General features: G+C 59.1%; 19 protein-coding genes. 4 read left to right on the plus strand and 15 right to left on the minus strand.

Annotation, left to right across the window (positions count from 1 at the left end):
* Nucleotides 1-27 precede the first annotated feature (27 nt).
* Nucleotides 28-1,509 (plus strand): M10 family metallopeptidase C-terminal domain-containing protein, encoded by a 1,482-nt coding sequence (locus tag ACI512_RS08055; RefSeq protein ID WP_236383640.1) that lies wholly within the window; start codon nt 28-30, stop codon nt 1,507-1,509.
* A gap of 40 nt (nt 1,510-1,549) precedes the next feature.
* Here ACI512_RS08055 and ACI512_RS08060 read toward each other — a convergent pair whose 3' ends face one another.
* The 5 genes from ACI512_RS08060 to ACI512_RS08080 all read right to left on the minus strand — a co-directional run bounded on the left by ACI512_RS08060 (nt 1,550) and on the right by ACI512_RS08080 (nt 6,677).
* Nucleotides 1,550-2,713, minus strand: a complete 1,164-nt coding sequence (locus ACI512_RS08060; RefSeq protein WP_032886216.1) for a type III PLP-dependent enzyme — start codon at nt 2,711-2,713, stop codon at nt 1,550-1,552.
* Between the two features lie 477 nt (nt 2,714-3,190).
* The gene (locus ACI512_RS08065; protein ID WP_012722180.1) at nt 3,191-4,348 is read right to left on the minus strand and encodes a betaine/proline/choline family ABC transporter ATP-binding protein; all 1,158 of its coding nucleotides are present in this window, start codon (nt 4,346-4,348) and stop codon (nt 3,191-3,193) included.
* A complete protein-coding gene (locus tag ACI512_RS08070; protein WP_027604864.1) occupies nt 4,345-4,998 on the minus strand; it encodes an ABC transporter permease in 654 nt (217 codons plus the stop codon). Before ACI512_RS08070 ends, ACI512_RS08065 begins: the two co-directional genes overlap by 4 nt.
* Nucleotides 4,999-5,010: 12 nt before the next feature.
* Nucleotides 5,011-5,904, minus strand: coding sequence for a glycine betaine ABC transporter substrate-binding protein (locus tag ACI512_RS08075; protein WP_012722182.1), 894 nt, complete (start codon nt 5,902-5,904; stop codon nt 5,011-5,013).
* Between the two features lie 20 nt (nt 5,905-5,924).
* The gene (locus ACI512_RS08080) at nt 5,925-6,677 is read right to left on the minus strand and encodes an ABC transporter permease (protein WP_252120892.1); all 753 of its coding nucleotides are present in this window, start codon (nt 6,675-6,677) and stop codon (nt 5,925-5,927) included.
* Between the two features lie 295 nt (nt 6,678-6,972).
* Between ACI512_RS08080 and ACI512_RS08085 the strand changes: the two genes are divergently transcribed.
* From ACI512_RS08085 to ACI512_RS08095, 3 genes are all read left to right on the plus strand, one after another.
* Entirely contained in the window at nt 6,973-8,556 is a 1,584-nt protein-coding gene (locus ACI512_RS08085) for a peptide chain release factor 3 (RefSeq protein WP_012722183.1), read from the plus strand.
* 162 nt (nt 8,557-8,718) lie between these two features.
* Nucleotides 8,719-8,964, plus strand: a complete 246-nt coding sequence (locus ACI512_RS08090; protein ID WP_012722184.1) for a hypothetical protein — start codon at nt 8,719-8,721, stop codon at nt 8,962-8,964.
* A 98-nt stretch (nt 8,965-9,062) separates the two neighbouring features.
* The gene (locus tag ACI512_RS08095; protein ID WP_236378582.1) at nt 9,063-9,326 is read left to right on the plus strand and encodes a hypothetical protein; all 264 of its coding nucleotides are present in this window, start codon (nt 9,063-9,065) and stop codon (nt 9,324-9,326) included.
* Nucleotides 9,327-9,554: 228 nt separating this feature from the next.
* On the opposite strand, the gene ACI512_RS08100 is transcribed toward ACI512_RS08095, so the two are convergent.
* From ACI512_RS08100 to ACI512_RS08145, 10 genes are all read right to left on the minus strand, one after another.
* Nucleotides 9,555-10,526 carry a peptide ABC transporter ATP-binding protein gene (locus ACI512_RS08100; protein ID WP_012722186.1) on the minus strand — a complete coding sequence of 324 codons (972 nt, stop codon included), beginning with the start codon at nt 10,524-10,526 and terminating at the stop codon, nt 9,555-9,557.
* Complete coding sequence (locus tag ACI512_RS08105) at nt 10,526-11,494, minus strand: ABC transporter ATP-binding protein (RefSeq protein WP_012722187.1); 969 nt, start codon at nt 11,492-11,494, stop codon at nt 10,526-10,528. The genes ACI512_RS08100 and ACI512_RS08105 overlap by 1 nt, the downstream gene beginning before the upstream one ends.
* A gap of 10 nt (nt 11,495-11,504) precedes the next feature.
* A complete protein-coding gene (locus ACI512_RS08110) occupies nt 11,505-12,416 on the minus strand; it encodes an ABC transporter permease subunit (RefSeq protein ID WP_236378581.1) in 912 nt (303 codons plus the stop codon).
* A 10-nt stretch (nt 12,417-12,426) separates the two neighbouring features.
* Nucleotides 12,427-13,437, minus strand: coding sequence for an ABC transporter permease subunit (locus ACI512_RS08115; protein WP_003171721.1), 1,011 nt, complete (start codon nt 13,435-13,437; stop codon nt 12,427-12,429).
* 75 nt (nt 13,438-13,512) lie between these two features.
* On the minus strand, nt 13,513-15,111 hold the full coding sequence (locus tag ACI512_RS08120) for an ABC transporter substrate-binding protein (RefSeq protein WP_064054743.1): 1,599 nt from the start codon (nt 15,109-15,111) through the stop codon (nt 13,513-13,515).
* A gap of 80 nt (nt 15,112-15,191) precedes the next feature.
* Nucleotides 15,192-16,589, minus strand: coding sequence for an OprD family outer membrane porin (locus ACI512_RS08125; protein WP_231807756.1), 1,398 nt, complete (start codon nt 16,587-16,589; stop codon nt 15,192-15,194).
* Between the two features lie 170 nt (nt 16,590-16,759).
* A complete protein-coding gene (locus ACI512_RS08130; protein WP_064054744.1) occupies nt 16,760-18,364 on the minus strand; it encodes an ABC transporter substrate-binding protein in 1,605 nt (534 codons plus the stop codon).
* Between the two features lie 304 nt (nt 18,365-18,668).
* Entirely contained in the window at nt 18,669-20,297 is a 1,629-nt protein-coding gene (locus ACI512_RS08135; protein ID WP_064054745.1) for an ABC transporter substrate-binding protein, read from the minus strand.
* A 258-nt stretch (nt 20,298-20,555) separates the two neighbouring features.
* Nucleotides 20,556-22,157 carry an ABC transporter substrate-binding protein gene (locus ACI512_RS08140; protein WP_236378575.1) on the minus strand — a complete coding sequence of 534 codons (1,602 nt, stop codon included), beginning with the start codon at nt 22,155-22,157 and terminating at the stop codon, nt 20,556-20,558.
* Between the two features lie 90 nt (nt 22,158-22,247).
* Nucleotides 22,248-22,961, minus strand: a complete 714-nt coding sequence (locus ACI512_RS08145) for an SIMPL domain-containing protein (protein WP_064054747.1) — start codon at nt 22,959-22,961, stop codon at nt 22,248-22,250.
* Nucleotides 22,962-23,164: the final 203 nt, after the last annotated feature.

A 23,164-nucleotide genomic window follows, 5' to 3' on the forward strand; every position in this document is an offset into this window, starting at 1 on the left:
TCTTTAACAAAGCAAGGAGCAATGTCCATGACGTCTGTCACTCAACCCCCTGTTTCGCGCACGGGTTACGAATGGGTGCAACGGCAACTCAGCGGTAATGAGCGGGGTAAAGAGCCATCCTCTGCAGATGAGGAACTTTCGCTGACCGGCAAGCAGGTCGCCGATCGGCTTACTCGAACAGATCACCGTTGGCACGATAGCAACCATAACGGCAGGACGGAGTTAACTTATGAGTTCTCGACCGTTGAGCCAGACAGCTTCAAAAAAGACCAAATCGATAGCCGCAACAAGGCCCGAAAATTTGTTCCGTTAAATGCTCGTCAAAAAGACTATGTCAGGACCGCGCAACAAGAGTATGCCGATATTGCCAATATATCGTTCACCGAAAAGGCCGGCGGCGGCGCTGAGGGGCATCTGATTTACAATGGTTATGACACTGGCAGTAACGTCAGCCCCATCCGGGGGTCCGGTTTTTTTCCAGACCCCAAGGGTCCTGAGCGCCCAGGGCATGTCTGGATGCGCAATACGGATCAGGCGAGCCGGTTCAACGAAAAAGAAGACGGCGGTTTTCTTGAAGGATTTGGAGATGACATCTGGCGTGAAAACTTGATTCACGAGATCGGGCATATTGTGGGTTTGAGTCATCCCCACGGCGACTCCGAGGAGGAAGGTCTTCCCGATTATCAGGAAAATTGGAAAAATTACTCAATCATGAGCTACAACACCCCGTTATTTTCCGAGGCGGAAGACAGTGGGGGACCGGTCAGCCTGATGATCGATGACATAGCAGCCCTGCAAAAAACCTACGGTGCCAACCACGCCACGCGCGCGGGCGACACTACTTACGGTTTCAATTCTAACTCTGGCCGAGAACACTCCAGCCTTACTTCTTCCGACGACAAACCGCTGTTTGCCGTCTGGGATGGCGGCGGTTGGGACACGCTCGATTTCTCAGGGTTCAGCCAAAACCAGGTGATTAACCTCAATGCAGGCTCGCTGTCCTCGGTCGGTGGCTTGAGTCGTAATGTCGGCATCGCTGAGGGGGCCGTGATCGAAGAGGCCAGGGGCGGCAAAGGCAGGAATATCCTGATCGGCAATGAAGTCTTCAATGTGCTCCGAGGCGGACCTGGCGAGGATGTCATGTACGGGGGCAGTGGAGGAGCACAGATGTGGGGTGGTGCGGGGCCGAACACATTTGTCTTTGACGGCGCGTCCAGCGGAAAAGCGAACTGGGTGATGGATTTTGTCAGCGGCAAAGACAAGATTGATCTTTCAGGGTTGAGCAAGAAATTAGGGACTCTGACCTTCGTCTCCCAATTGCCACTTGATCACAGTAAACCGCAGGATCCAGTCAATCCGACGTTTCTTACCAAACCGGGTGATGTACTGGTGAGTTACGACCGTGCCTTTGGGCGAACGTTCTTCAGGCTGGATACCACCGGAGATGGCAGGATGGACATGTGCATTGACGTGCAAGGAAAAGTTGTTCGCAAGGATGTAGTGGTATAAAAAAGGGCCCATGACCTGTCATGGGCCCTTTTTCGCGGCCTTACACGTAGAACGATTTCAGCGGCGGAAAGCCATTGAACTCAACCGCGCTGTAGCTGGTGGTGTACGCACCGGTCGACAGCCAGTACAAACGGTCACCGATCGCCAGGTTCAGCGGCAGGCCGTACTTGTAGTTCTCGTACATGATGTCGGCGCTGTCGCAGGTAGGACCGGCGATCACCACTTCTTCCATCTCGCCCTTTTTCTCGGTCCAGATTGGGAACTTGATGGCTTCGTCCATGGTTTCGATCAGGCCGGAGAACTTGCCCACATCCGTGTACACCCAACGCTCGACGGCGGTACGGGATTTACGCGCCACCAGCACCACTTCACTGACCAGGATGCCGGCGTTGGCGATCAACGAACGGCCCGGTTCCAGGATGATTTCCGGCAGGTCGTCGCCGAAATCTTCCTTGAGGAAGCGGATGATTTCTTCGGCATAGGTTTCCAGGCTGTTGGTGCGGGTGATGTAGTTGGCCGGGAAGCCGCCGCCCATGTTGATCAGCTTGAGGTGGATATTGTCTTCTTCTTTCAGGCGCTCGAAGATCACTTTGACCTTGGCGATCGCCGCGTCCCACACGCTGATGTCACGCTGTTGCGAGCCGACGTGGAACGAGATGCCGTACGGCACCAGGCCCAGGTCGCGGGCGAGGATCAGCAGGTCCATGGCCATGTCGGTCTGGCAGCCGAATTTGCGCGACAAAGGCCAGTCAGCCGTGGTCGAGCCTTCGGTGAGGATACGCACATACACTTTCGAACCCGGCGCGGCCTTGGCGATGTTGCGCAGGTCGGCTTCGGAGTCGGTGGAGAACAGGCGCACGCCCTTCTCGTAGAAGTAGCGGATGTCCTTGGATTTCTTGATGGTGTTGCCGTAGCTGATACGGTCGGCGCTGACGCCACGGTCCATCACTTTGTCCAGCTCGTAGATCGACGCGATGTCGAAGCTTGAGCCTTTATCCTTGAGCAGGTCGATGATCTCGACGGCCGGGTTGGCCTTGACGGCGTAATAGACCTTGGCGAATTCGAAACCGGCGCGCAGGTCATCGTAGGCCTGGCTGATCATCGCGGTGTCGATCACCACGAATGGGGTTTCTTGCTTGTCGGCGAACGCCTTCATTTTGTCAAACGTGGCGCGCGCGAAATAATCTTCGACATTGATCGACATGCTGGGAACTCCTAAGGGCAAACTGAAATTAGCAATGGGTGCAAATGAACGTCCTCCGTATCCCCACTTTGGTTCGCCTACTTCCCAAGGCATGTCGCCGAAAGCAAAAAGGCCATGGGATCACTTGCGTCCCTTGGCCTTGCTGTCTCGTCGTCAGTACTTGAGCCGGATGGATCGTTTCCAGCATGGACGTTCGGCGCGAACTTTAGGACGTGAGGGGCCATAGATCAACTAAAAATGTCGCGTTTTTGCACGCGTTCGTCGCGCGATGCCGTGCAGCTACTTATGTAACCGACCGGTGTGACGGAATGATGTTCCCCGCTGAAGGGAAATTGAGGGCATTTCCCTGACACACCGGAGGCTAAATGTGGGAGGGGGCTTGCTCCCGATGGCGGTGGATCAGTGACTGATGAAGTGACTGAAACACCGCCATCGGGAGCAAGCCCCCTCCCACATTTTTACCTGTGTTGTGTCAGGTCAGGCCAGGGCAGTCTCAGCCGGCGACACGATACTGGTCTTGCCCCCACGCGACTTACCGGAGCTCAGGTACTCGGCAATCGACTCCTGCGTCACCTCACCCAGGAACACCCGCTCCGCATCCATCACCGGCAACCACGAACGGTTGAACTCATACATGCGCGACAACAGGATGCGCAAATGCTCGTCATACGCCGCGGTGGCGTTGAACTCACGCAGATACTGGCCACAGGTACCGGTCTGACGGTGCAGGTCGCGGCGGCGCACGTAACCCAGCGCTTTGTTCTCGGCGCAGGTGACCACCACGTAGCGACGGTCCAGTTCGTCCATTTGCTCCAGGGCCTCGGCCACCGGCGTTTCCGGGCTCACCGACGGCGCGTTGTCCGCGGCATCTTCGGCCTTCACCAGCAGCAGGCGCTTGAGGGTGCTGTCCTGGCCCACGAAGTTGCTGACGAATTCGTCGGCCGGGTGCGCCAGCAGCGTGTCCGGGTGATCGATCTGCAGCAGCTTGCCGGCGCGGAAGATGGCGATCTTGTCACCGAGCTTGATGGCTTCGTCGATGTCGTGGCTGACCATGATCACGGTCTTGTTCAGCGCGCGCTGCATCTCGAAGAATTCGTTCTGGATCATCTCGCGGTTGATCGGGTCGACCGCGCCGAACGGCTCATCCATCAGCAGCAACGGCGCATCGGCCGCCAGTGCGCGGATCACGCCGATGCGCTGTTGCTGGCCACCGGACAGCTCACGCGGGTAGCGATGCAGGTACTGCTTGGGTTCCAGCTTGATCATGCTCATCAACTCGCGGGCGCGGTCGTGGCATTTTTGTTTGTCCCAACCCAACAGCTTGGGCACGACCACGATGTTTTCCTCGATGGTCATGTTCGGAAACAGGCCGATCTGCTGGATCACATAGCCGATGTTGCGACGCAGGGTCACTTCGTCGAGGTCGGTGGTGTCTTCGCCGTTGATCAGAATCTTGCCCGAAGTGGGCTTGATCAGGCGGTTGATCATTTTCAGCGTGGTGCTCTTGCCGCAACCCGATGGGCCGAGGAATACGCAAATTTCGCCTTCGTTGACGGTCAGGCTTACGTCGTTGACGGCGGAAACAGTCTTGCCGTTGCTTTGAAAAGTCTTGGTCAGGTTTTGAAGTTCGATCATTTGAGCAGTCCTTTTGGAGTCAGCGAGCGTTGCAGCCATTGCAGAAGCAGGTCGGCGAAGATGGCCAGGAGACTGACCAGCACGGCGCCGACGATCAGCATCGACATGTCGCTGCGGCTGATAGAAGCCAGAATAAGTACACCCAGGCCACCGGCGCCGATGGTGGCGGCGATGGTCATCACACCAATGTTCATCACCACGGCGGTGCGCACACCGGCGAGGATCACCGGCACGGCGATGGGCAGCTCGACCATGCGCAGGCGCTGGCCGAAGGTCATGCCGATGCCTTTGGCGGCTTCACGGATACCCGGTTCCACGCCGGTGAGGGCGAGGTAGGTATTACGCATGATCGGCAGCAGCGAGTAGAGGAACACGGCGGTGATCGCCGGCATCGGCCCCAGGCCCTGGCCGAACTTGGAGTAGAACGGCAGCAGCAGGCCGAACAAGGCGATGGACGGCACGGTCAGCAGCACCGTGGCGCTGGCTTGCAGCGGGCCGGCCAAGGTGGGGAAGCGGGTCATCAGCACGCCCAGGGGCACGCCTACGACGATTGCCAGGATCACCGCGATGCCGACCAGAGTGATGTGCTGCCAGGTCAGATGCAGGACTTGGGCCCAATCAAGATGGGAAAAGGCGTTTAAAAATTCCATGTCTTCTCCTCTTTAGTTGATCGGATGTTGGCGCAGAAAATCTGCGGCCACGGCGGACGGGCTTTCATGCTCGACGTCGACCCGCGCATTCAGCTCGCGCATGGTTTTGTCATCGAACAGATCGGCCAGCGGCTTGAGCTCAGCGGCCAGCTGAGGGTGCTGGTCGAGGTATTGCTGACGAATCACCGGCGCGGCGGTGTAGTCCGGGAAGTAGTGCTTGTCGTCTTCCAGCAGCTTGAGCTTGAAGGCGTTCAGGCGACCGTCGGTGGTGTAGACCAGGCCGGCGAACACTTGGCCATTACGCAGCGCGGTGTAAACCAGGCCCGCGTCCATCTGCCGGGTGTTTTTGCGGGTCAGGTTCATGTCGTACAGCTTGACCATGCCGCCCATGCCGTCGGAACGGTTGGCGAACTCGGTGTCCAGGGCCACCAGGCGCGTGCCTTTGGTTTTTTCCGCCAGGGCTTGGGTCAGGTCGCTGATGCTATTGATCTGCGGGAATTCCTTGGCCACGTTCTCGGGTAACGCCAGCGCGTAGGTGTTGCTGAAGCGCGACGGCGAGAGCCAGACCAGGCCTTTTTTCGCGTCGAGTTCTTTAACCCGAGCGTAGGACTGTTCGCTGTCGAGTTTCTCGTCGACATGGTTGTAGGCCACCAGCGATACGCCGGTGTATTCCCACAGCAGGTCCAGTTGCCCGCTTTCCTGGGCACTGCGCGCCAGGTTGCTGCCCAGGCCGCCGGTCACCTGGGTTTGATAGCCCTTGGTGCGCAGGTACTGGGAGGTGATTTCGGCCAGCAGGGTCTGTTCGGTGAACACCCGGGCGCCGATGCGGATCAACGGTTTTTCAGCGGCTTGCGCAATGCCTGCAAACAGCAGGACGCAGCTCAATATCAGAGTCAGTCTTTTCATGTGATTTCCTTTGCCAAGCCTTAAGACGGACGCAACCCACGTTCCAGCCAGAGGCGGCTGGCCATGGTCACCAGACCGTCAAGCAGCAACGCCAGCAACGCGGTGCACGCGGCGCCGAGCAGCAATTGCGGCTGATTGTTCAGGGCGATGCCGGGGAAGATCAGGCTGCCGAGGCTGTTGGCACCAATCAGGAACGCCAGCGGTGCGGTGCCGACGTTGATGGCCAGGGCCACGCGCACACCGCCGATGATGATCGGCACGGCGTTGGGCAATTCCACGCGAAACAGCACCTGGCGCGGCGTCATGCCGATGCCGGTGGCGGCTTCTTTCAGCGAGCCTTGAACGTTTTTCAGGCCTTCGTAGGTGTTGCGCACGATAGGCAGGAGGGAGGCGAGGAACAGCGCGAAAATGGCCGGGCCGCTGCCGATGCCAAGAACGCCGAGGGCGATGGCCAGTACGGCCAGGGGCGGGACGGTGTTACCGATGTTGAAGATCTGCATGAAGCGTTCTGCGCGCCCGACCATGTTCGGTCGGCTGAGCAGGATACCGGCGGGGATGCCCACAATCAGGGCGGCCAGCATGGAGACTAGAACGAGGATCAAATGAGCTTGCAGGTAAAACAACAAATCGTCGCGGTACAGTTCGATCGTGTTGATGCCGATCCAGTGGACCAGCAGGGCCAAGAGGGCGACGACAACCGCTCCTCCTATCAGCCCTTTGCCATAGCGAATAGCCACAGGCGGACTCCTTTTTTCTTCTGTCGGCGCCCACATTCTCCGGCGGCAATGCCATGCCTGGCTGCCTCTGAATGTGGTCGCGAAATGCAGCTCGCCGAAACCGGCAACGCGGTATGCGATCGAGCCATGAGCGCAGCCTCGTCAGGCTAACTTGCTGATTTATCAGCCCCTGTTCCGAGTGCGGTAGCAGGGGAGTGGACGTCTCTACCTTTTAAAAGGTTCCACACTTGGCAGCATTTAGCCACCCCCAATGGGCTGAACGGTGGTCCGTCCTCCTGGGTTTGCGCTATACTCGCCGCCCTTTTTTGACTCACCTGCCAGGCGATTTCCCATGACCCACCAGGCCGCCGAAGTCGCGAAACGCCGCACTTTCGCCATTATTTCCCACCCCGATGCCGGTAAAACCACCATCACCGAGAAGCTGTTGCTGATGGGCAAGGCAATCGCGGTGGCCGGCACGGTGAAATCCCGCAAGTCCGACCGCCATGCCACCTCCGACTGGATGGAAATGGAAAAACAACGGGGTATCTCCATTACCACGTCGGTCATGCAGTTCCCGTATCGCGACCACATGGTCAACCTGCTCGACACCCCAGGCCACGAAGACTTCTCCGAAGACACCTACCGCACCCTGACGGCGGTGGACTCGGCCTTGATGGTCCTCGACGGCGGTAAAGGCGTCGAGCCACGGACCATCGCGTTGATGGACGTGTGCCGCTTGCGTGACACGCCGATCGTCAGCTTCATCAACAAACTCGACCGCGATATCCGCGACCCGATCGAGTTGCTCGATGAAATCGAAGCCGTCCTGAAGATCAAGGCCGCGCCGATCACCTGGCCGATCGGTTGCTACCGCGACTTCAAGGGCGTGTACCACCTGGCCGACGACTACATCATTGTCTACACCGCCGGCCATGGCCACGAGCGCACCGACGTCAAGATCATCGAGAAGCTTGACTCCGACGAAGCCCGCGCCCACCTGGGCGACGAGTACGACCGTTTTGTCGACCAGCTGGAACTGGTGCAAGGCGCCTGCCACGCGTTCAACCAGCAGGAATTCCTCGACGGCCAACTGACCCCGGTGTTCTTCGGGACCGCCCTGGGCAACTTCGGTGTCGATCACGTGCTCGACGCTGTCGTGGACTGGGCCCCGCGCCCGCTGCCCCGTGTCGCCAACGAGCGCACCGTGGAACCGGTGGAAGAGAAGTTCTCCGGCTTCGTGTTCAAGATCCAGGCGAACATGGACCCTAAACACCGCGACCGCATCGCCTTCATGCGCATCTGCTCCGGCAAATACGACAAAGGCATGAAGATGCGCCACGTGCGCACCGGCAAGGACGTGCGCATCGGCGACGCCCTGACGTTCTTCTCCTCCGAGCGTGAACAGCTCGAAGAAGCCTTCGCCGGCGACATCATCGGCCTGCACAACCACGGCACCATCCAGATCGGCGACACCTTCACCGAAGGCGAGTCCCTAAGCTTCACCGGCATCCCGCACTTCGCCCCGGAACTGTTCCGCCGTGTGCGCCTGCGTGACCCGCTCAAATCCAAGCAACTGCGCCAAGGCTTGCAGCAATTGGCGGAAGAGGGCGCCACCCAGGTGTTCTTCCCCGAGCGCAGCAACGACATCATCCTCGGCGCCGTCGGTGTGCTGCAGTTCGATGTGGTCGCGAGCCGCTTGAAAGAGGAATACAAGGTTGAGTGCTCGTATGAGCCGATCACCGTGTACTCCGCGCGTTGGATCGATTGCAGCGATAAGAAGAAGCTGGAAGAGTTTTCCAACAAGGCGGTGGAAAACCTCGCGGTGGACGGCGGTGGTCACCTCACCTACCTGGCTCCGACCCGGGTCAACCTGGCGTTGATGGAGGAGCGTTGGCCGGATGTGAAATTCCGTGCGACTCGCGAGCACCATTAAGGTCTGAGCGGTAAGGAACAGGGCGAAGCTGTGATGGCTTCGCCCTTTTTCATGGCCCCTCCCACATTTTGCTTTCAGCCAGGCGTGGAATTGGCGAGAACCTTACATCCCGTCTAGCGTTTCAGGTATTTCACTTACCCATCGACGGAATAGGAGGCCACCGTGCGTATAACTCAACGCGCCATTCAACTGGTGCTGCTCGGGGCTTTGGGGTTGTCCGCCTCATTGGCGCTTGCAGGCGCCGGAACGCCCCAATGGAAAGACACCGGCCCTGTCACCAAGAAAAAGCAGCAGGAGGTTAACTCCGGCAGTTGGCAACCTCAGGCTCAGCCTGCCCCGAAAGAGGACGCAGAAAACCCCTACAACGAAGGGGAAGACAGCGAAACCTATGATGACGGGGACACCTGATAGCTGGCGCAAACCCAGTATCACAACTAGCTTCAAGGACTGGCGACGGTGGATCACTGTCGTTCGGGTTTCATCTACTGACTGGACGGAAATCGACCATGAGTATTTTTCAACGAGTCGTGCTGTTGATAAAGGTGCTGGTGCTGATGTCGTTGGGTATGTCGGCGGCCTGGGCACATAACCCGGTGCAGAGCGGTCAGGCGAGCTTTTCGGCGTCGCATGATAAGGGCCTGCAGTTGGCCAAGTCTGAAGCTGAGCCTGGTGACGAGGATCAGGGTGGCAGCAAGGACGATGATGACTCCACCACGAACGAGCCGGACAGTGACGACCCGGACGACGATGATGGCGACAGCCAAACGTAGGTCTTGACCAAAAGAAAGCCCCTCCCACCCGGCTGATGCGCAACCGGGTGGGAAGGGCTGTGAAACGCGTTACCACTGTTTGACCCCCTGTGGGCGCGGGCCGTTGTGGTGAGGGAGCTTGCTCCCGCTGGGGTGCGAAGCGCCCGCAAAAGCGGGCGACTGCTACGCAGTCGAACGGGAGCAAGCTCCCTCGCCACAAGAGCAACTCCCCTGAGGGAGCGTGTTGCTTTAAGCCACAAACTGCTCCGCGTAATGGCAAGCCACTTGGCGGTTATCCAACGGCCGCAGCTGCGGCTCCTCGGTGCTGCACCGCTGGGTCGCGTACGGGCAGCGTTTGTGGAACGCGCAGCCAGGCGGCGGGTTCAGGGGGTTGGGCAATTCGCCGACGATCTTGATCTTCGGTTTGCTCGGGTCTGGGTGGATGGTCGGGGTGGCCGACAGCAGCGCCTGGGTGTACGGGTGCAGCGGCCGGGCGTAGATGTCTTCTTTGGGGCCGACTTCCACCGGGCGGCCGAGGTACATCACCATCACGTCATCGGCGACGTGTTGCACCACCGCGAGGTTGTGGGAAATGAACACGTAGGCGGTGTTGAATTCCTGCTGCAAATCCATGAACAGGTTGAGCACCTGGGCCTGGATCGACACGTCGAGTGCCGAGGTCGGTTCATCCGCCACCAACACTTTCGGTTGCAGCATCATGGCGCGGGCCAGGGCGATGCGCTGGCGCTGACCACCGGAGAACATGTGCGGGTAGCGCTGATAATGCTCAGGGCGCAGGCCCACTTGCTTCATCATCGCCTGGACTTTCTCGCGGCGTTCGGCGGCCGACAGGTTGGTATTGATCAGCAACGGCTCGCCGAGTTGATCGCCGACCTTCTGGCGTGGGTTCAACGAGGCATACGGGCTCTGGAACACCATCTGCACGTCTTTGCGCAATTGCTTGCGCTGGGCCTTGTCGGCGCCGGCCACTTCCTGACCGGCGATTTTCAGCGAGCCCGAACTCGGCTCTTCAATCAGCGTGAGCGCACGGGCCAGGGTGGATTTGCCGCAACCCGACTCGCCTACCACGGCGAGGGTCTTGCCGGCTTCCAGTTCAAACGACACACCATTAAGCGCGCGTACCAACGCATGGCCCTTGAACAGGCCACGGGACACTTCGTAGTGACGGGTGAGGTCGCGGGCGGTAAGAACGACGGCCATTACGCCACCTCCTGGTTCAAGGGGTAGAAGCAGCGCGCAAGGCTGTTGCTTTTCGGATCAAGCCCAGGCCGCTGGGTACGGCAGGATTCCTGCACATACGGGCAGCGCGGCGACAGCAGGCAACCCTGCGGGCGGTCATAACGACCGGGCACGATACCCGGCAGCGTGGCCAGGCGCGTGGCGCCGAGGCTGTGCTCGGGAATCGCCTTGAGCAGGGCTTCGCTGTACGGGTGCGCCGGAATGTCGAACAGTTGCGGCACTTGGCCGACTTCCACGGCTTGGCCGGCGTACATCACGCACACGCGCTGGGCGGTTTCGGCCACGACCGCGAGGTCGTGGGTGATCAGCACCAGGCCCATGTTCTGTTCTTTCTGCAAGGCCAGCAGCAGTTCCATGATCTGCGCCTGGATGGTCACGTCCAACGCGGTGGTCGGCTCATCCGCGATCAGCAGCTTCGGCTCGCCGGCAATCGCCATGGCGATTGCCACGCGCTGGCTCATACCGCCGGACAGCTGGTGCGGGTAGGCGTCCATACGGCTGGCAGCGCCAGGGATTTCAACCTTTTCCAACAGTTCGATGGCGCGCTTGCGCGCTTGCTTGCCAGACATTTTCAGGTGCAGGCGCAGCACTTCTTCAATTTGGAAACCCACGGTGTAGCTGGGGTTCAGCGCGGTCATCGGGTCCTGGAACACCATCGCCAGGTCCTTGCCGACGATCTGGCGACGCTGGCGGTTGCTCAGCTTGAGCATGTCCTTGCCGTCGAAGTTCAGCGCGTCGGCGGTGACGATGCCGGGGTGCTCGATCAGGCCCATCAGCGCCATCATGGTCACGGATTTACCCGAGCCCGACTCGCCAACAATCGCCAGGACTTCGCCTTTGTCGACGGTAATGTCGAGGCCATCGACCACCGGCACGGCGGTCTTGTCGCCGAAGCGCACGTTGAGATTCTTGATTTCTAACAGTGACATGGGAATCTCCTCAGGCGGCGTTCTTGAGTTTCGGGTCCAGCGCATCGCGCAGACCGTCGCCCATCAAGTTGATTGCCAGCACGCTGAGCAAAATGGTCAAACCCGGCAGGCTCACCACCCACCAGGCGCGTTCGATGTAGTCACGGGCCGAAGCCAGCATGGTGCCCCACTCAGGGGTTGGCGGTTGTACGCCAAGGCCAAGGAAGCCCAGGGCTGCAGCATCGAGGATCGCCGAGGAGAAACTCAGGGTGGCCTGGACGATCAGCGGTGCCATGCAGTTAGGCAGCACGGTGATGAACATCAGGCGTGGCAGACCGGCGCCGGCGAGGCGGGCGGCAGTCACATAGTCACGGTTCAGCTCGCCCATCACTGCAGCGCGGGTCAGGCGGACATAGGACGGCAGCGACACGATGGCGATCGCGATCACGGTGTTGATCAGGCCAGGGCCGAGGATCGCGACAATGGCCACCGCCAGCAGCAGCGAGGGCAGGGCCAGCATGATGTCCATCAGGCGCATGATGGTCGGGCCGAGCAAGCGCGGGAAGAACCCAGCGAACAGGCCCAACAGGATGCCCGGGATCAGCGACATCACCACCGACGACAAACCGATCAGCAACGACAGGCGCGAGCCTTGGATAAGACGCGAGAGCAAGTCACGGCCAAGTTCGTCGGTGCCGAGCAGGAACTGGATCTGCCCGCCTTCCAGCCACGACGGCGGGGTCAGCAGGAAGTCGCGGTATTGCTCGCTCGGGTTATGCGGGGCAACCCACGGGGCGAAGATCGCGCAGAACACGATCAGCGCCATGAACAGCAGGCCGGCAACCGCGCCTTTGTTCTTGGAGAAGGCTTGCCAGAATTCTTTGTACGGGGACGGGTACAGCAGGCTTTGATCGACTGCTGACACTTGAGTAGGTGTGGTCATGGTCATGATCTCAGCGCTGGTGACGGATGCGTGGGTTGGCGAAGCCGTAGAGGATATCCACCACGAAGTTCACCAGGATCACCAGGCAGGCGATCAGCAGGATGCCGTTCTGCACCACCGGGTAGTCCCGCGCGCCAATGGCTTCGATCAGCCATTTGCCGATGCCGGGCCACGAGAAGATAGTTTCGGTCAATACCGCACCGGCCAGCAGGGTGCCGACTTGCAGGCCAACCACGGTCAATACCGGGATCAGCGCGTTACGCAGGCCGTGCACGAATACCACGCGTGCCGGCGAAAGGCCCTTGGCCTTGGCGGTACGGATGTAGTCTTCGCGCAGCACTTCGAGCATCGACGAACGGGTCATCCGTGCGATCACCGCCAACGGGATGGTACCGAGCACGATGGCCGGCAGGATCAGGTGGTGCAGCGCATCCCAGAACGCGTCCGGCTCGTCAGCCAGCAGGGTGTCGATCAGCATGAAGCCGGTGCGCGGCTCGATGTCGTAAAGCAGGTCGATACGCCCGGAAACCGGGGTCCAGCCCAGGCTTACCGAGAAGAACATGATCAGGATCAGGCCCCACCAGAAGATCGGCATCGAATAGCCCGCGAGGGAGATGCCCATCACCCCATGGTCGAACAGGGATCCTCGCTTCAAGGCCGCGATCACCCCGGCCAACAGGCCCAGGATACCGGCGAACAACAGGGCGGCCATGGACAGTTCCAGGGTCGCCGGGAAGAGGGCGGTGAATTCAGTCCACACGCTGGTGCGGGTGCGCAACGATTCGCCAAGGTCGCCCTGGGCGAGCTTGCCGACGTAATCCAGGTATTGCGCATACAACGGCTTGTTAAGGCCAAGGCGTTCCATTGCCTGTGCGTGCATCTCGGGGTCGACGCGCCGCTCGCCCATCATGACTTCGACGGGGTCGCCAGGGATCATGCGAATCAACGCAAACGTGAGCAACGTTATGCCGAAAAACGTGGGGATCAATAACCCCAGTCGGCGGGCAATAAAACTAAACATCTTGTGGTGTACCTCAATCAGCCGGTTAGGCAGGTCCGGCACCACCCTGGTGGGCGGTGCCGAGCGTTTCTCTTATTACTTCACCTGGGTAGTGGCGAAGTTATTTGTACCTAGAGGGCTTTGGGTAAAGCCTTCTACGTTCTTGCGCATGGCGGTGAACAGTTTCGGGTAAGCCATGGGAAGCCATGGTTGGTCCTTGTCGAAAACGTCCTGTGCTTGTTCATAGAGTGCAGCGCGCTGGCCGGGTTCAGCGATGGCGCGCGCCTTGTCGATCAAATCCTGAAACTCTTTGTTACACCAACGTGCGTAGTTTTCGCCGTTTTTTGCAGCATCGCAACTCAGGTTTGGCGTGAGGAAGTTGTCCGGGTCGCCGTTATCACCGACCCAGCCAGCCGAGACCATGTCGTGCTCGCCGTTTTTAGCACGCTTGAGCATCTCGCCCCATTCCATGACTCTGATATTGACCTTCAGGCCAATCTGCGCCAGATCCGCCTGCATGCGCTGGGCGCCGAGCATCGGGTTGGGGTTGGTCGGACCGCCGCCGTTACGGGTGAACAGGGTGAATTCGGTGCCTTCCGGTACGCCGGCTTCCTTGAGCAGGGCGCGGGCCTTGTCCAGGTCGCGAGGCGGGTTTTTCAGTTTGTCGCTGAAACCCAGCAAGGTCGGCGGATAAGGGCCGGTACCTACCACCGCATTGCCTTTGCCGAACAGGGCTTCGGTATAGCCGGCCTTGTCGAACGCGATGTTGATTGCGTGACGGACCCGCGCATCGCTCATGTATTTGTGGGTGGTGTTCAGCGCGGTGTAACTGGTGGTCATCGCCGCCAATTCATCGACTTTCAAGTTTGGGTCTTTCTTGATGCTTGGAATGTCATCCGGCTTGGGGAACAGCGCGATCTGGCATTCGTTGGCCTTGAGTTTCTGCAGGCGCACGTTGTTATCGGTGCTGATCGCCAGGATCAGCGGGTCGACTGCCGGCTTGCCGCGGAAGTAGTCGGGGTTGGCCTTGAATCGCGCCTGGGCGTCTTTCTGATAACGGGTGAAGATGAACGGGCCAGTGCCGATGGGCTTGGCGTTGAGGTCTTCGGTCTTGCCGGATTTGAGCAACTGGTCGGCGTATTCCTTCGAATGGATGGAAGAGAACGCCATGCCCAGGTCGGCCAAAAACGGTGCTTCAGGACGGGTCAGGGTAAAGACGACCGTGTAATCGTCGGTCTTCTCTACGCTCTTGAGCAGTTCCTTGAAACCCATACTTTCGAAGTACGGATAGCCCACGAGGGACTGTTTATGCCATGGGTGATTCGGGTCCAGCTGGCGCTGGAAGCTCCAAAGCACGTCGTCGGCGTTCATGTTGCGCGTGGGTTTGAAGTAGTCGGTGGTGTGGAACTTGATGTCGTCACGCAGGTGGAAGGTGTAGGTCAGGCCATCGGCGCTGATCTCGGGCAAGTCTTTGGCCAGCGCGGGGATCACTTCGGTGGTGCCGGGCTTGAAGTCCACCAGGCGGTTGAACATGGTTTCAGCAGCGGCGTCAGCGGTCACGGCCGTGGTGTACAGGACCGGGTCGAAACCTTCCGGGCTGGCTTCGGTGCAGACCACCAGCGGTTTGGCCGAAACGCCGATCGCCACGCTCAACAGCGCGGCAGCCATAGCGGCTTGTAGCGGGAGCATTTTCATTCAGAGCCCTCTGCAATCGATGGGACCAGACAAGCGTAGACGGCGGGCTCGTCCTGAGCACGCCGTCTACCTGGCGCTAATTAAAGAATGTTGAATGGGATGGTGGTGACCAGGCGGAACTCTTTGATGTTGCCGTCAGCTTGTTCGGAGCTGGCACGGTGAGTCACGTAGGTTGCACGAATGGTAGTGGCCTTGAGTGGGCCGCTCTGGATCGCGTAGGACGAGCCAACACCGTATTCCTGGTGCTTCTCGCCGTCCATCAGGCGCAAGTCGCTGCGCGACGAGCCGGCTTCGCCGTAGGCGGTGCCTTTGTAGTGAGTACCGTCGATGCCCCAACCGCGAGCCGAGTAGACGTTGAACTTCAGGCCTGGCACGCCGTATTCGGCCATGTTGATGCCGTAGGCGATCTGGAAGGACTTCTCGTTCGGGCTGTTGAAGTCCGAAGTCAGGGAGTTGGCCAGGTAGATGCCGTTGGTTTCGTGCAGGTAGTCGAAGTACTCGTCACCGTTCACTTCCTGGTACGAGAAGGTCAGGCTGTGGGCTTGGTGAGTCAGGCCCAGGGACAACGAGTAGGTGTCGTTGTCGATGTTGCCCATCTTCTTGCTGCCGGTGTCAGTGGTTTTGTAGTAGTTCAGGCCGGTGGTCAGTGCCAGAGTCTGTGCATCACCCAGTTCATGGGTAGCGCCGAAGTAGTACTGGTTCCAGAAGTCTTCGACGTTAGCGGCGAACACGCTGGTTTTCAGGCTCTTGAACGGCTGGTAGTTGAAGCCCAGGGTTTTGACCTTGTCGGTTTCCTGGCCATTGCCGTATTCGGAACGGAATTTCGACAGGCTCTGCTCGGTACGCGGCGAAACGCGGTCGAAGATACCGCCCTGGAACGACAGGTTGCTGAACTCTTCGCTGTTGAAGCTCACACCTTCAAAGCTTGAAGGCAGGGCGCGGTTGCCGATGGTGTCGACGATACCGGTGCTGAAATTCTGGCGACCGGCGGTCAAGGTGGTGTTGGACACACGGAACTTGACGTTGGCCAGGCCCAGTTTGCTCCACTGGCCTACAGCGTCACCGCCGGAATCCGCCAGGGTACGGTTGGAGCCGCCGGCGATATCCTTGCGGTCGCGATCAAGGGCGATGAAGTTGTAAGCAGCAACTTCAGTGCTGACCCCTACAGTGCCTTGGGTGAAGCCCGAGGTGTAGTTGAGGATGGTGCCTTGGGCCCAGTTGATACGACGGGAGATCGGCGTCTTCACACCGTCTTTACGGTAGCTGAAGCGGTCGTTGCGAAACTTCATTTCGTTCGCATACCAGTTACGGGTTGTACCGCCCAGGCTTTGACCGTCGATAAAGCCTTTGGCCTCGCTTTGTGCGCTGGTGCCGGCCAGGGTGGTCGGAACGAAGTCCTGGCTGGTGGTTTCAGCGTAGGCGGTAGCCGTGATGGTGCTGATGGCCAGGGCCAGAAGCGCTTTGCTGCTCAGTTTCATGAATGAAGCTCCTTTGGTTCTCTTTTTAATGCCGGTCTTTTTTGGTGATCCGGCTATTGGGTGTGTAACTCGTTCAAGCTCATGCAAACGTTTGGCGTAGGAAAAATCCCAACAAAAGGCCGCGCGTTTGCAGCAAGGCGGGGGCCGCCCTGCGCAATCCGGTTATTTTCTTATGGGGTGATACTGACGCCCGAGAACACGTTGCGGCCGAAGGGGCTGACCTTGAAACCTTCGACTTTGGCGCTTAACGGCTGGTTGACCGTCGAGTGGGCGACTGGCGTGATCGGCACCTGCTGCTTGAGCAGTTGCTGCGCCTGTTTGTAGAGAACAGTCCTTTGTTCGCGGTCGGTCACGACCTTGGCTTGCTTGATCAGCTTGTCGTACGCCGGGTCACACCACATGGAGTAGTTGTTCCCGCCGATGGCGTCGCAGCTGTAGAGGGTGCCCAGCCAGTTGTCCGGGTCACCGTTGTCGCCGGTCCAGCCGATCAGGCTCACATCGTGCTCACCGTTCTTGGTGCGCTTGATGTACTCGCCCCACTCGTAGCTGACGATCTTGACCTTGAGGCCGATCTTGGCCCAGTCGCTTTGCAGCATCTCGGCCATCAGCTTGGCATTGGGGTTGTACGGGCGTTGTACCGGCATCGCCCATAGGGTGATTTCGGTGCCTTCCTTCACGCCGGCGGCCTTGAGCAGTTCCTTGGCCTTTTCCGGGTTGTAGGCGGCGTCCTGGATACTGTCGTCGTAGGACCACTGCGTCGGCGGCATGGCGTTGACCGCCAGTTGCCCTGCGCCCTGGTACACGGCGTTCAGAATGCTCTGCTTGTTCACCGCCATGTCCAGCGCCTGGCGCACTTCGAGCTGGTCGAACGGCTTGTGGCGCACGTTGTAGGCGATATAGCCGAGGTTGAAACCCGGCTTGGTCAGCAGTTGCAGGTTTGGGTCGGCCTTGAGGGCGTCGACGTCAGCCGGGCGCGGATGCAGCGTCACTTGGCATTCGCCCGCCTTGAGCTTTTGCACCCGCACCGACGCGTCGGTGTTGATGGCGAAGATCAACTGGTCCAGCTTGACCTTGCTCGGGTCCCAGTACTGTTTGTTGGCCACGTACCGGATCTGCGAATCTTTCTGGTACCGCTGGAACACGAAAGGGCCGGTGCCGATGGGCTTCTGGTTGATGTCGCTGGGCCTGCCGGTCTTGAGCAGTTGCTCGGCATATTCGGCCGACAGGATCGCGGCGAAGCTCATGGCGATGTTCTGGATAAACGCGGCGTCGACCGTGTTCAGGGTCATCACCACGGTGTGCGGGTCGGTTTTCTCGACCTTGGCAATGTTCTTGTTCAGGCTCATCCCGTTGAAGTACGGAAACTCGGTGGGGTAGGCCTTGCGAAACGGATGGTCGGCGTCAAGCATGCGGTTGAAGGTGAACAGCACATCGTCGGCGTTGAAGTCCCGCGTCGGTTTGAATTCCTTGTTGCTGTGGAATTTCACCCCTTCGCGCAGGTGAAAGGTGTAGGTCAGGCCATCTGGCGAAATATCCCACTTGGTTGCCAGCGCAGGTACGACACCGGTCTCGCCCTTTTCAAACTCAACCAGGCGGTTGTACAGCGGTTCGGCCGCATCGTTATCGGTGGCGGTGGTGTATTGCGCGGTGTCAAAGCCTGCCGGGCTGCCTTCCGAGCAGAACACCAGGCTCTTTTTGTCGGCGGCATAGCCCATCGTGGCCGCAGCCAACAGGCTGGTGCCAAAAATTGCGGATAGAACGGTGGTATGGCGCATGACGATCCCGATCCTTGTTTGTAATTGTCATCAGCGAGCAACCCCCCTGGCGTACGGCCAGGGGGACATCACTGATCCCACACGCAGCAAGTGCCTTTCCGTGTTAGCAGCCTCTGCTGTCCTACGACGTTATGGGTCTCGGACTTCGCAGTAAATGCGCCAAATCGGATTGACCTTGTAGGCAATGGCGTCGCGCTTCGCAGTTCATTGCTGTAGGACGCAACGATTGCGAGCACGGCCTGTTGCCTACTGGCCAGGCGGATGCAATAACGGCGACGTTATGAAACGTCGCCGTCAAGGCTTCTTACTTGCCGCTTACGCTCACGCCGTAGAAGGAGTTCAAGCCAAACGGGCTGATCTTGAAGTCCTGCACGGTGTTGCGCATGGGTTGATACACCGTCGAGTGCGCGATAGGTGTCATCGGGACTGCATCTTTGAGGATATGTTGCGCCTGCTTATACAGCTCGGTGCGTTTGGCGACATCCGATGTGGCTTTGGCTTCTTTCACGATGCCGTCGAATTTCTTGTCGCACCATTTGGAGAAGTTGTTACCGGACAGCGAGTCGCAGCCGAACAGCACGTTCAGCCAGTTGTCCGGGTCACCATTGTCACCGCTCCAGCCAATGATCATGGCCTGGTTCTCGCCACCTTTGGAGCGCTTGATGTACTCGCCCCACTCGTAGCTGGTGATTTTCACGTTCAGACCGATCTTCTTCCAGTCGTTTTGCAGCATTTCAGCCATCAGCTTGGCGTTCGGGTTGTACGGACGCTGAACCGGCATTGCCCACAGAACGATTTCGGTCCCTTCCTTGACGCCAGCTTCCTTGAGCAGTGCCTTGGCTTTCTCAGGATCGTACTTGGCGTCCTTGATGGTGGTGTCATACGACCATTGGGTCGGCGGCATGGCGTTGACGGCCAGTTGACCGGCGCCCTGGTACACGGAGTCGATGATCTGTTGCTTGTTCACCGACATGTCCAGCGCCTGGCGCACGCGCAGGTCAGCCAGCGGGTTGGGCTGGTCGCTGCCCTTGACCTTGTCCATGACGTTGTAGGCGATGTAGCCCAGGTTGAAACCGGCCTGGTTCGGCAGTTTCAGGTCCTTGTCGGCTTCCAGCGCCTTGAGGTCGGCCGGACGCGGGAACAGGGTGATCTGGCATTCGTTTTTCTTCAGCTTCTGGATACGCACCGACGGGTCGGTGGTGATGGCGAAGATCAGGTTATCGATCTTGACGTCTTCAGGTTTCCAGTAGTCCTTGTTGCCGGTGTAACGGATGTTCGAGTCTTTCTGGTAGCTCTTGAACACGAACGGGCCAGTACCGACCGGTTTCTGGTTGATGTCCGAGGCCTTGCCTTCTTTCAACAGTTGGGCGGCGTATTCAGCCGACTGGATCGACGCGAAGCTCATTGCCAGGTTCTGGATAAAGGCGGCGTCCACAGTGCCAAGGGTGAACTTGACCGTGTGCTCATCGACTTTCTCGATGTTCTTGATGTTGGTGTCCATCCCCATGTCCGTGAAGTACGGGAACTCGGTGGGGTAGGCTTTGCGGAACGGATCGTCCTTGTTGATCATGCGGTTGAACGTGAACAGCACGTCATCGGCATTGAAGGTACGGGTCGGCTTGAAGTACGCGGTGGTGTGGAACTTGACGCCATCACGCAGGTGGAAAGTGTAGGTCAAGCCATCCGGGGACACGTCCCAGCTGGTGGCCAACCCAGGAATCACAGCGGTGCCGCCGCGTTCGAACTGGGTCAGGCGGTTGAACATGGTTTCGGCCGAGGCATCGAAGTCTGTTCCGGTGGTGTACTGGCCTGGGTCGAAACCGGCCGGGCTCCCTTCGGAGCAGAACACCAGGTTAGTTGCCGCAAGGGCTACGGGGGCGGCGGCCATAAGGCCAGCGCTCACTAATAACGGAAGGACTGCGTGTTTAAGCATGTTGGCCTCATGATTTGTTGTCATTTTTGGTGGTGAGGGCGACCTCGTGAGTCGGCCTGCGGATACTTATGCAGGCGCCATACCCATTGCAAGATGCTGAACCGTTGCAAGGGTGAAACAGTGGTACGAACGTACAGGAATGTCGCAATTATGAAAGTTTGTACATATTTGCGCATATTTTGAGGGTTTTTTCGGTGCGTGAGCTGCACCAAAAAAGACCAACCGAGGCGTCTGGCGCACTCGGTTGGCGCACGGCTGTTACTTATCTAGACTCACGCCATAGAACGGCGTCAGCCCGAAAGGGCTGATCTTGAAGTCTTGGACTTCCTTGCGCAGCGGTTGGAAAACCGTCGAGTTCGCAATAGGCGTTATAGGTACTTGTTCCTTAAGGATTTTTTGTGCCTGTTGATACCACTTGATGCGCTGCTCGCGGTCGTTGCTGACTTTGGCTTGCTGCACCAGTTTGTCGTAGGCCGGGTTACACCATTTGGCGTAGTTGCTGCCCTTGACCGCGGCACAACTGTAGAGCACGCCGAGCCAGTTATCCGGGTCGCCGTTGTCGCCAGTCCAGCCATAAATCATCGCGTCGTGCTCACCGTTTTTGGCGCGCTTGATGTATTCGCCCCACTCATAGCTGACGATGTTGGCCTTGATGCCGATCTTTGCCCAATCCTGCTGGATCATTTGTGCCGACATCCGCGCGTTCGGGTTGGAAGCACGCTGTACGGTCATCGCCCACAGGTTGATGGTGGTACCTGGTGCAACCCCTGCTTCTTTTAGTAGCGCCTTGGCCTTTGCCGGGTCGTGGGGCGCGTCCTTGATACTGGGGTCATAAGACCACTGCGCAGGCGGCAGCGCGTTCTGCGCCAATTGCCCGGCGCTCTGGTACACCGCCTTGATGATCGCGGGCTTATCGATGGCCATGTCCAGCGCCTGGCGCACCTTGAGCTGGTCCAGCGGCGGGTGGGTCACGTTGTAGGCCAGGAAGCCCAGGTTGAACCCGGCTTGCTGCAGCACGCGCAAGTTCGGGTCTTGTTTCATCACTTCAATGTCGGCAGGGCGCGGGTAACCGCTGACCTGGCATTCGCCGGCCTTGAGCTTCTGCAGGCGCGACGCGGCATCCGGGGTGATGGCGAACACCAAGTTGTCGAGCTTCACATCCTCGGGTTTCCAATATTGCTTGTTGGCCACGTAGCGGATCTGCGAGTCCTTCTGGTAACGCTTGAACACAAACGGGCCGGTGCCCACCGGTTTTTGATTGATGTCGGAAGCGTTGCCTTGCTTGAGCAGTTGGGTGGCGTATTCGGCGGACTGCACCGAGGCAAAGCTCATGGCCAGGTTCTGCACGAACGAAGCGTCGACGTTGTTCAGGTTGAAACGCACGGTGTGCTCGTCGAGTTTTTCGACGTTTTTGATCGTGGTGTTCAACCCCATGTCGGTGAAGTACGGCGACTCGGACGGGTAGGCCTTGCGGAATGGGCTATCGGCATCCAGCAGACGGTTGAAGGTAAACAGCACATCATCCGCGTTGAAGTCGCGGGTAGGGGTGAAGAAATCAGTGGTGTGGAACTTGACGCCATCCCGCAGGTGGAAGGTGTAGGTCAGGCCGTCTTTGGAGATATCCCAACTGGTCGCCAGGCCAGGTTCGACTTCGGTGCCGCCGCGCTTGAACTGGGTCAGGCGGTTGAACACGGTTTCGGCGGAAGCGTCAAAGTCGGTGCCGCTGGTGTACTGGCTGGGGTCGAAACCGGCGGGGCTGGCTTCGGAGCAGTAGACCAGGGTGCTGGCCGCTTGGGCCAGTGGCATAAAGGCCAGCAGGCCTGCGGCGAGGATGAGCGGTTTTAAGGCAATTCTTTCCATGGAGACCCCTGAAATGGCAGGCATATATAAGCTGCCCAAACGAAAACGGCGCTACCGAGGGTAACGCCGTTCAGGCCAATCAGGTAGGGGTCACTGCATCTGCACTTCGATCACGCCGTCGGCGCTCATGCTTACCTGGCTGGTGCCGGCCTCGACTTCAGGCGTCGGTGCCGAATCTGCCATGGCTGCTTTCATCATCATGCCGCCACGGGCGTAAGGCATCGGGTAGCCGTTGGTGTTGAAGTTCAGGTTCACGATCTTGTAACCCTTGCCGCCCAACGCATCGGTGGCCAGTTGCGCGCGTGCTTTAAACGCGGCGACGGCGTCCTTGAGCAGCGCATCTTCGCTGGACTTGCGCGTGGTGTCGGCGATGGCGAAGTCCATGTTTTCCATTTTCAGGCTGTTCAACAGTTCGCCGGTGAGTTTGGACAGCGCCGGAAAGTCTGCGCTTTCCAGGCGCAGTTCGGCGCGTTCACGCCAGCCGGTGATCTTCTGGTTCTTGTTGTCGTAGATCGGGTAGCTGTTACGGCTGCCCTGGCGCAGTGTCACGCCTTTGACTTCGCGGGCTTCACCGAGGGCCTTGTTCAGGGTGTTGGTGATTTCGGCGGCAAGCTTGGCCGGGTCGCTGTTCTGGGATTCGGTGTAGAGGGTCACGATCATCTTGTCGCGGGCCACCTCCTGGCTGACCTCGGCGCGCAGAGAAATCTGGTTGTAATGCAGCTCATCGGCGGCCAGGGCTGGAAGGCTGGCCAGGGCGCCGACGCTGAGCGTGATGACGGCTGCACTGCGAGTGAAACGAGACATGGAAGCTCCTTGGGATGTGCGTGTTGGGTATGACTGTAGACGGTGGCAGTGGGTTCTTCGGGTTTACACATTAGCTACACATGTGGCGATGCCGACGAACGGTCATTTGCCCAGGCTGCGGCAAAGAGCCACACGCGCCGTGCCAGGCGGCCTGCTTCGTTTATACTCCTGCCGATCCGCCTGCAGCGCTCATCGGGAGAGCT

This window comes from Pseudomonas petroselini (assembly GCF_045037875.1).
GTDB classification, from domain to species: domain Bacteria; phylum Pseudomonadota; class Gammaproteobacteria; order Pseudomonadales; family Pseudomonadaceae; genus Aquipseudomonas; species Aquipseudomonas petroselini.

Coding starts and splice junctions, on each gene's coding strand:
- ACI512_RS08055 (WP_236383640.1), top strand. CDS start 28: ATGACGTCTGTCACTCAACCCCCTGTTTCGCGCACGGGTTACGAATGG.
- ACI512_RS08060 (WP_032886216.1), bottom strand. CDS start 2,713: ATGTCGATCAATGTCGAAGATTATTTCGCGCGCGCCACGTTTGACAAA.
- ACI512_RS08065 (WP_012722180.1), bottom strand. CDS start 4,348: ATGATCGAACTTCAAAACCTGACCAAGACTTTTCAAAGCAACGGCAAG.
- ACI512_RS08070 (WP_027604864.1), bottom strand. CDS start 4,998: ATGGAATTTTTAAACGCCTTTTCCCATCTTGATTGGGCCCAAGTCCTG.
- ACI512_RS08075 (WP_012722182.1), bottom strand. CDS start 5,904: ATGAAAAGACTGACTCTGATATTGAGCTGCGTCCTGCTGTTTGCAGGC.
- ACI512_RS08080 (WP_252120892.1), bottom strand. CDS start 6,677: ATGTGGGCGCCGACAGAAGAAAAAAGGAGTCCGCCTGTGGCTATTCGC.
- ACI512_RS08085 (WP_012722183.1), top strand. CDS start 6,973: ATGACCCACCAGGCCGCCGAAGTCGCGAAACGCCGCACTTTCGCCATT.
- ACI512_RS08095 (WP_236378582.1), top strand. CDS start 9,063: ATGAGTATTTTTCAACGAGTCGTGCTGTTGATAAAGGTGCTGGTGCTG.
- ACI512_RS08100 (WP_012722186.1), bottom strand. CDS start 10,526: ATGGCCGTCGTTCTTACCGCCCGCGACCTCACCCGTCACTACGAAGTG.
- ACI512_RS08105 (WP_012722187.1), bottom strand. CDS start 11,494: ATGTCACTGTTAGAAATCAAGAATCTCAACGTGCGCTTCGGCGACAAG.
- ACI512_RS08110 (WP_236378581.1), bottom strand. CDS start 12,416: ATGACCACACCTACTCAAGTGTCAGCAGTCGATCAAAGCCTGCTGTAC.
- ACI512_RS08115 (WP_003171721.1), bottom strand. CDS start 13,437: ATGTTTAGTTTTATTGCCCGCCGACTGGGGTTATTGATCCCCACGTTT.
- ACI512_RS08120 (WP_064054743.1), bottom strand. CDS start 15,111: ATGAAAATGCTCCCGCTACAAGCCGCTATGGCTGCCGCGCTGTTGAGC.
- ACI512_RS08125 (WP_231807756.1), bottom strand. CDS start 16,589: ATGAAACTGAGCAGCAAAGCGCTTCTGGCCCTGGCCATCAGCACCATC.
- ACI512_RS08130 (WP_064054744.1), bottom strand. CDS start 18,364: ATGCGCCATACCACCGTTCTATCCGCAATTTTTGGCACCAGCCTGTTG.
- ACI512_RS08135 (WP_064054745.1), bottom strand. CDS start 20,297: ATGCTTAAACACGCAGTCCTTCCGTTATTAGTGAGCGCTGGCCTTATG.
- ACI512_RS08140 (WP_236378575.1), bottom strand. CDS start 22,157: ATGGAAAGAATTGCCTTAAAACCGCTCATCCTCGCCGCAGGCCTGCTG.
- ACI512_RS08145 (WP_064054747.1), bottom strand. CDS start 22,961: ATGTCTCGTTTCACTCGCAGTGCAGCCGTCATCACGCTCAGCGTCGGC.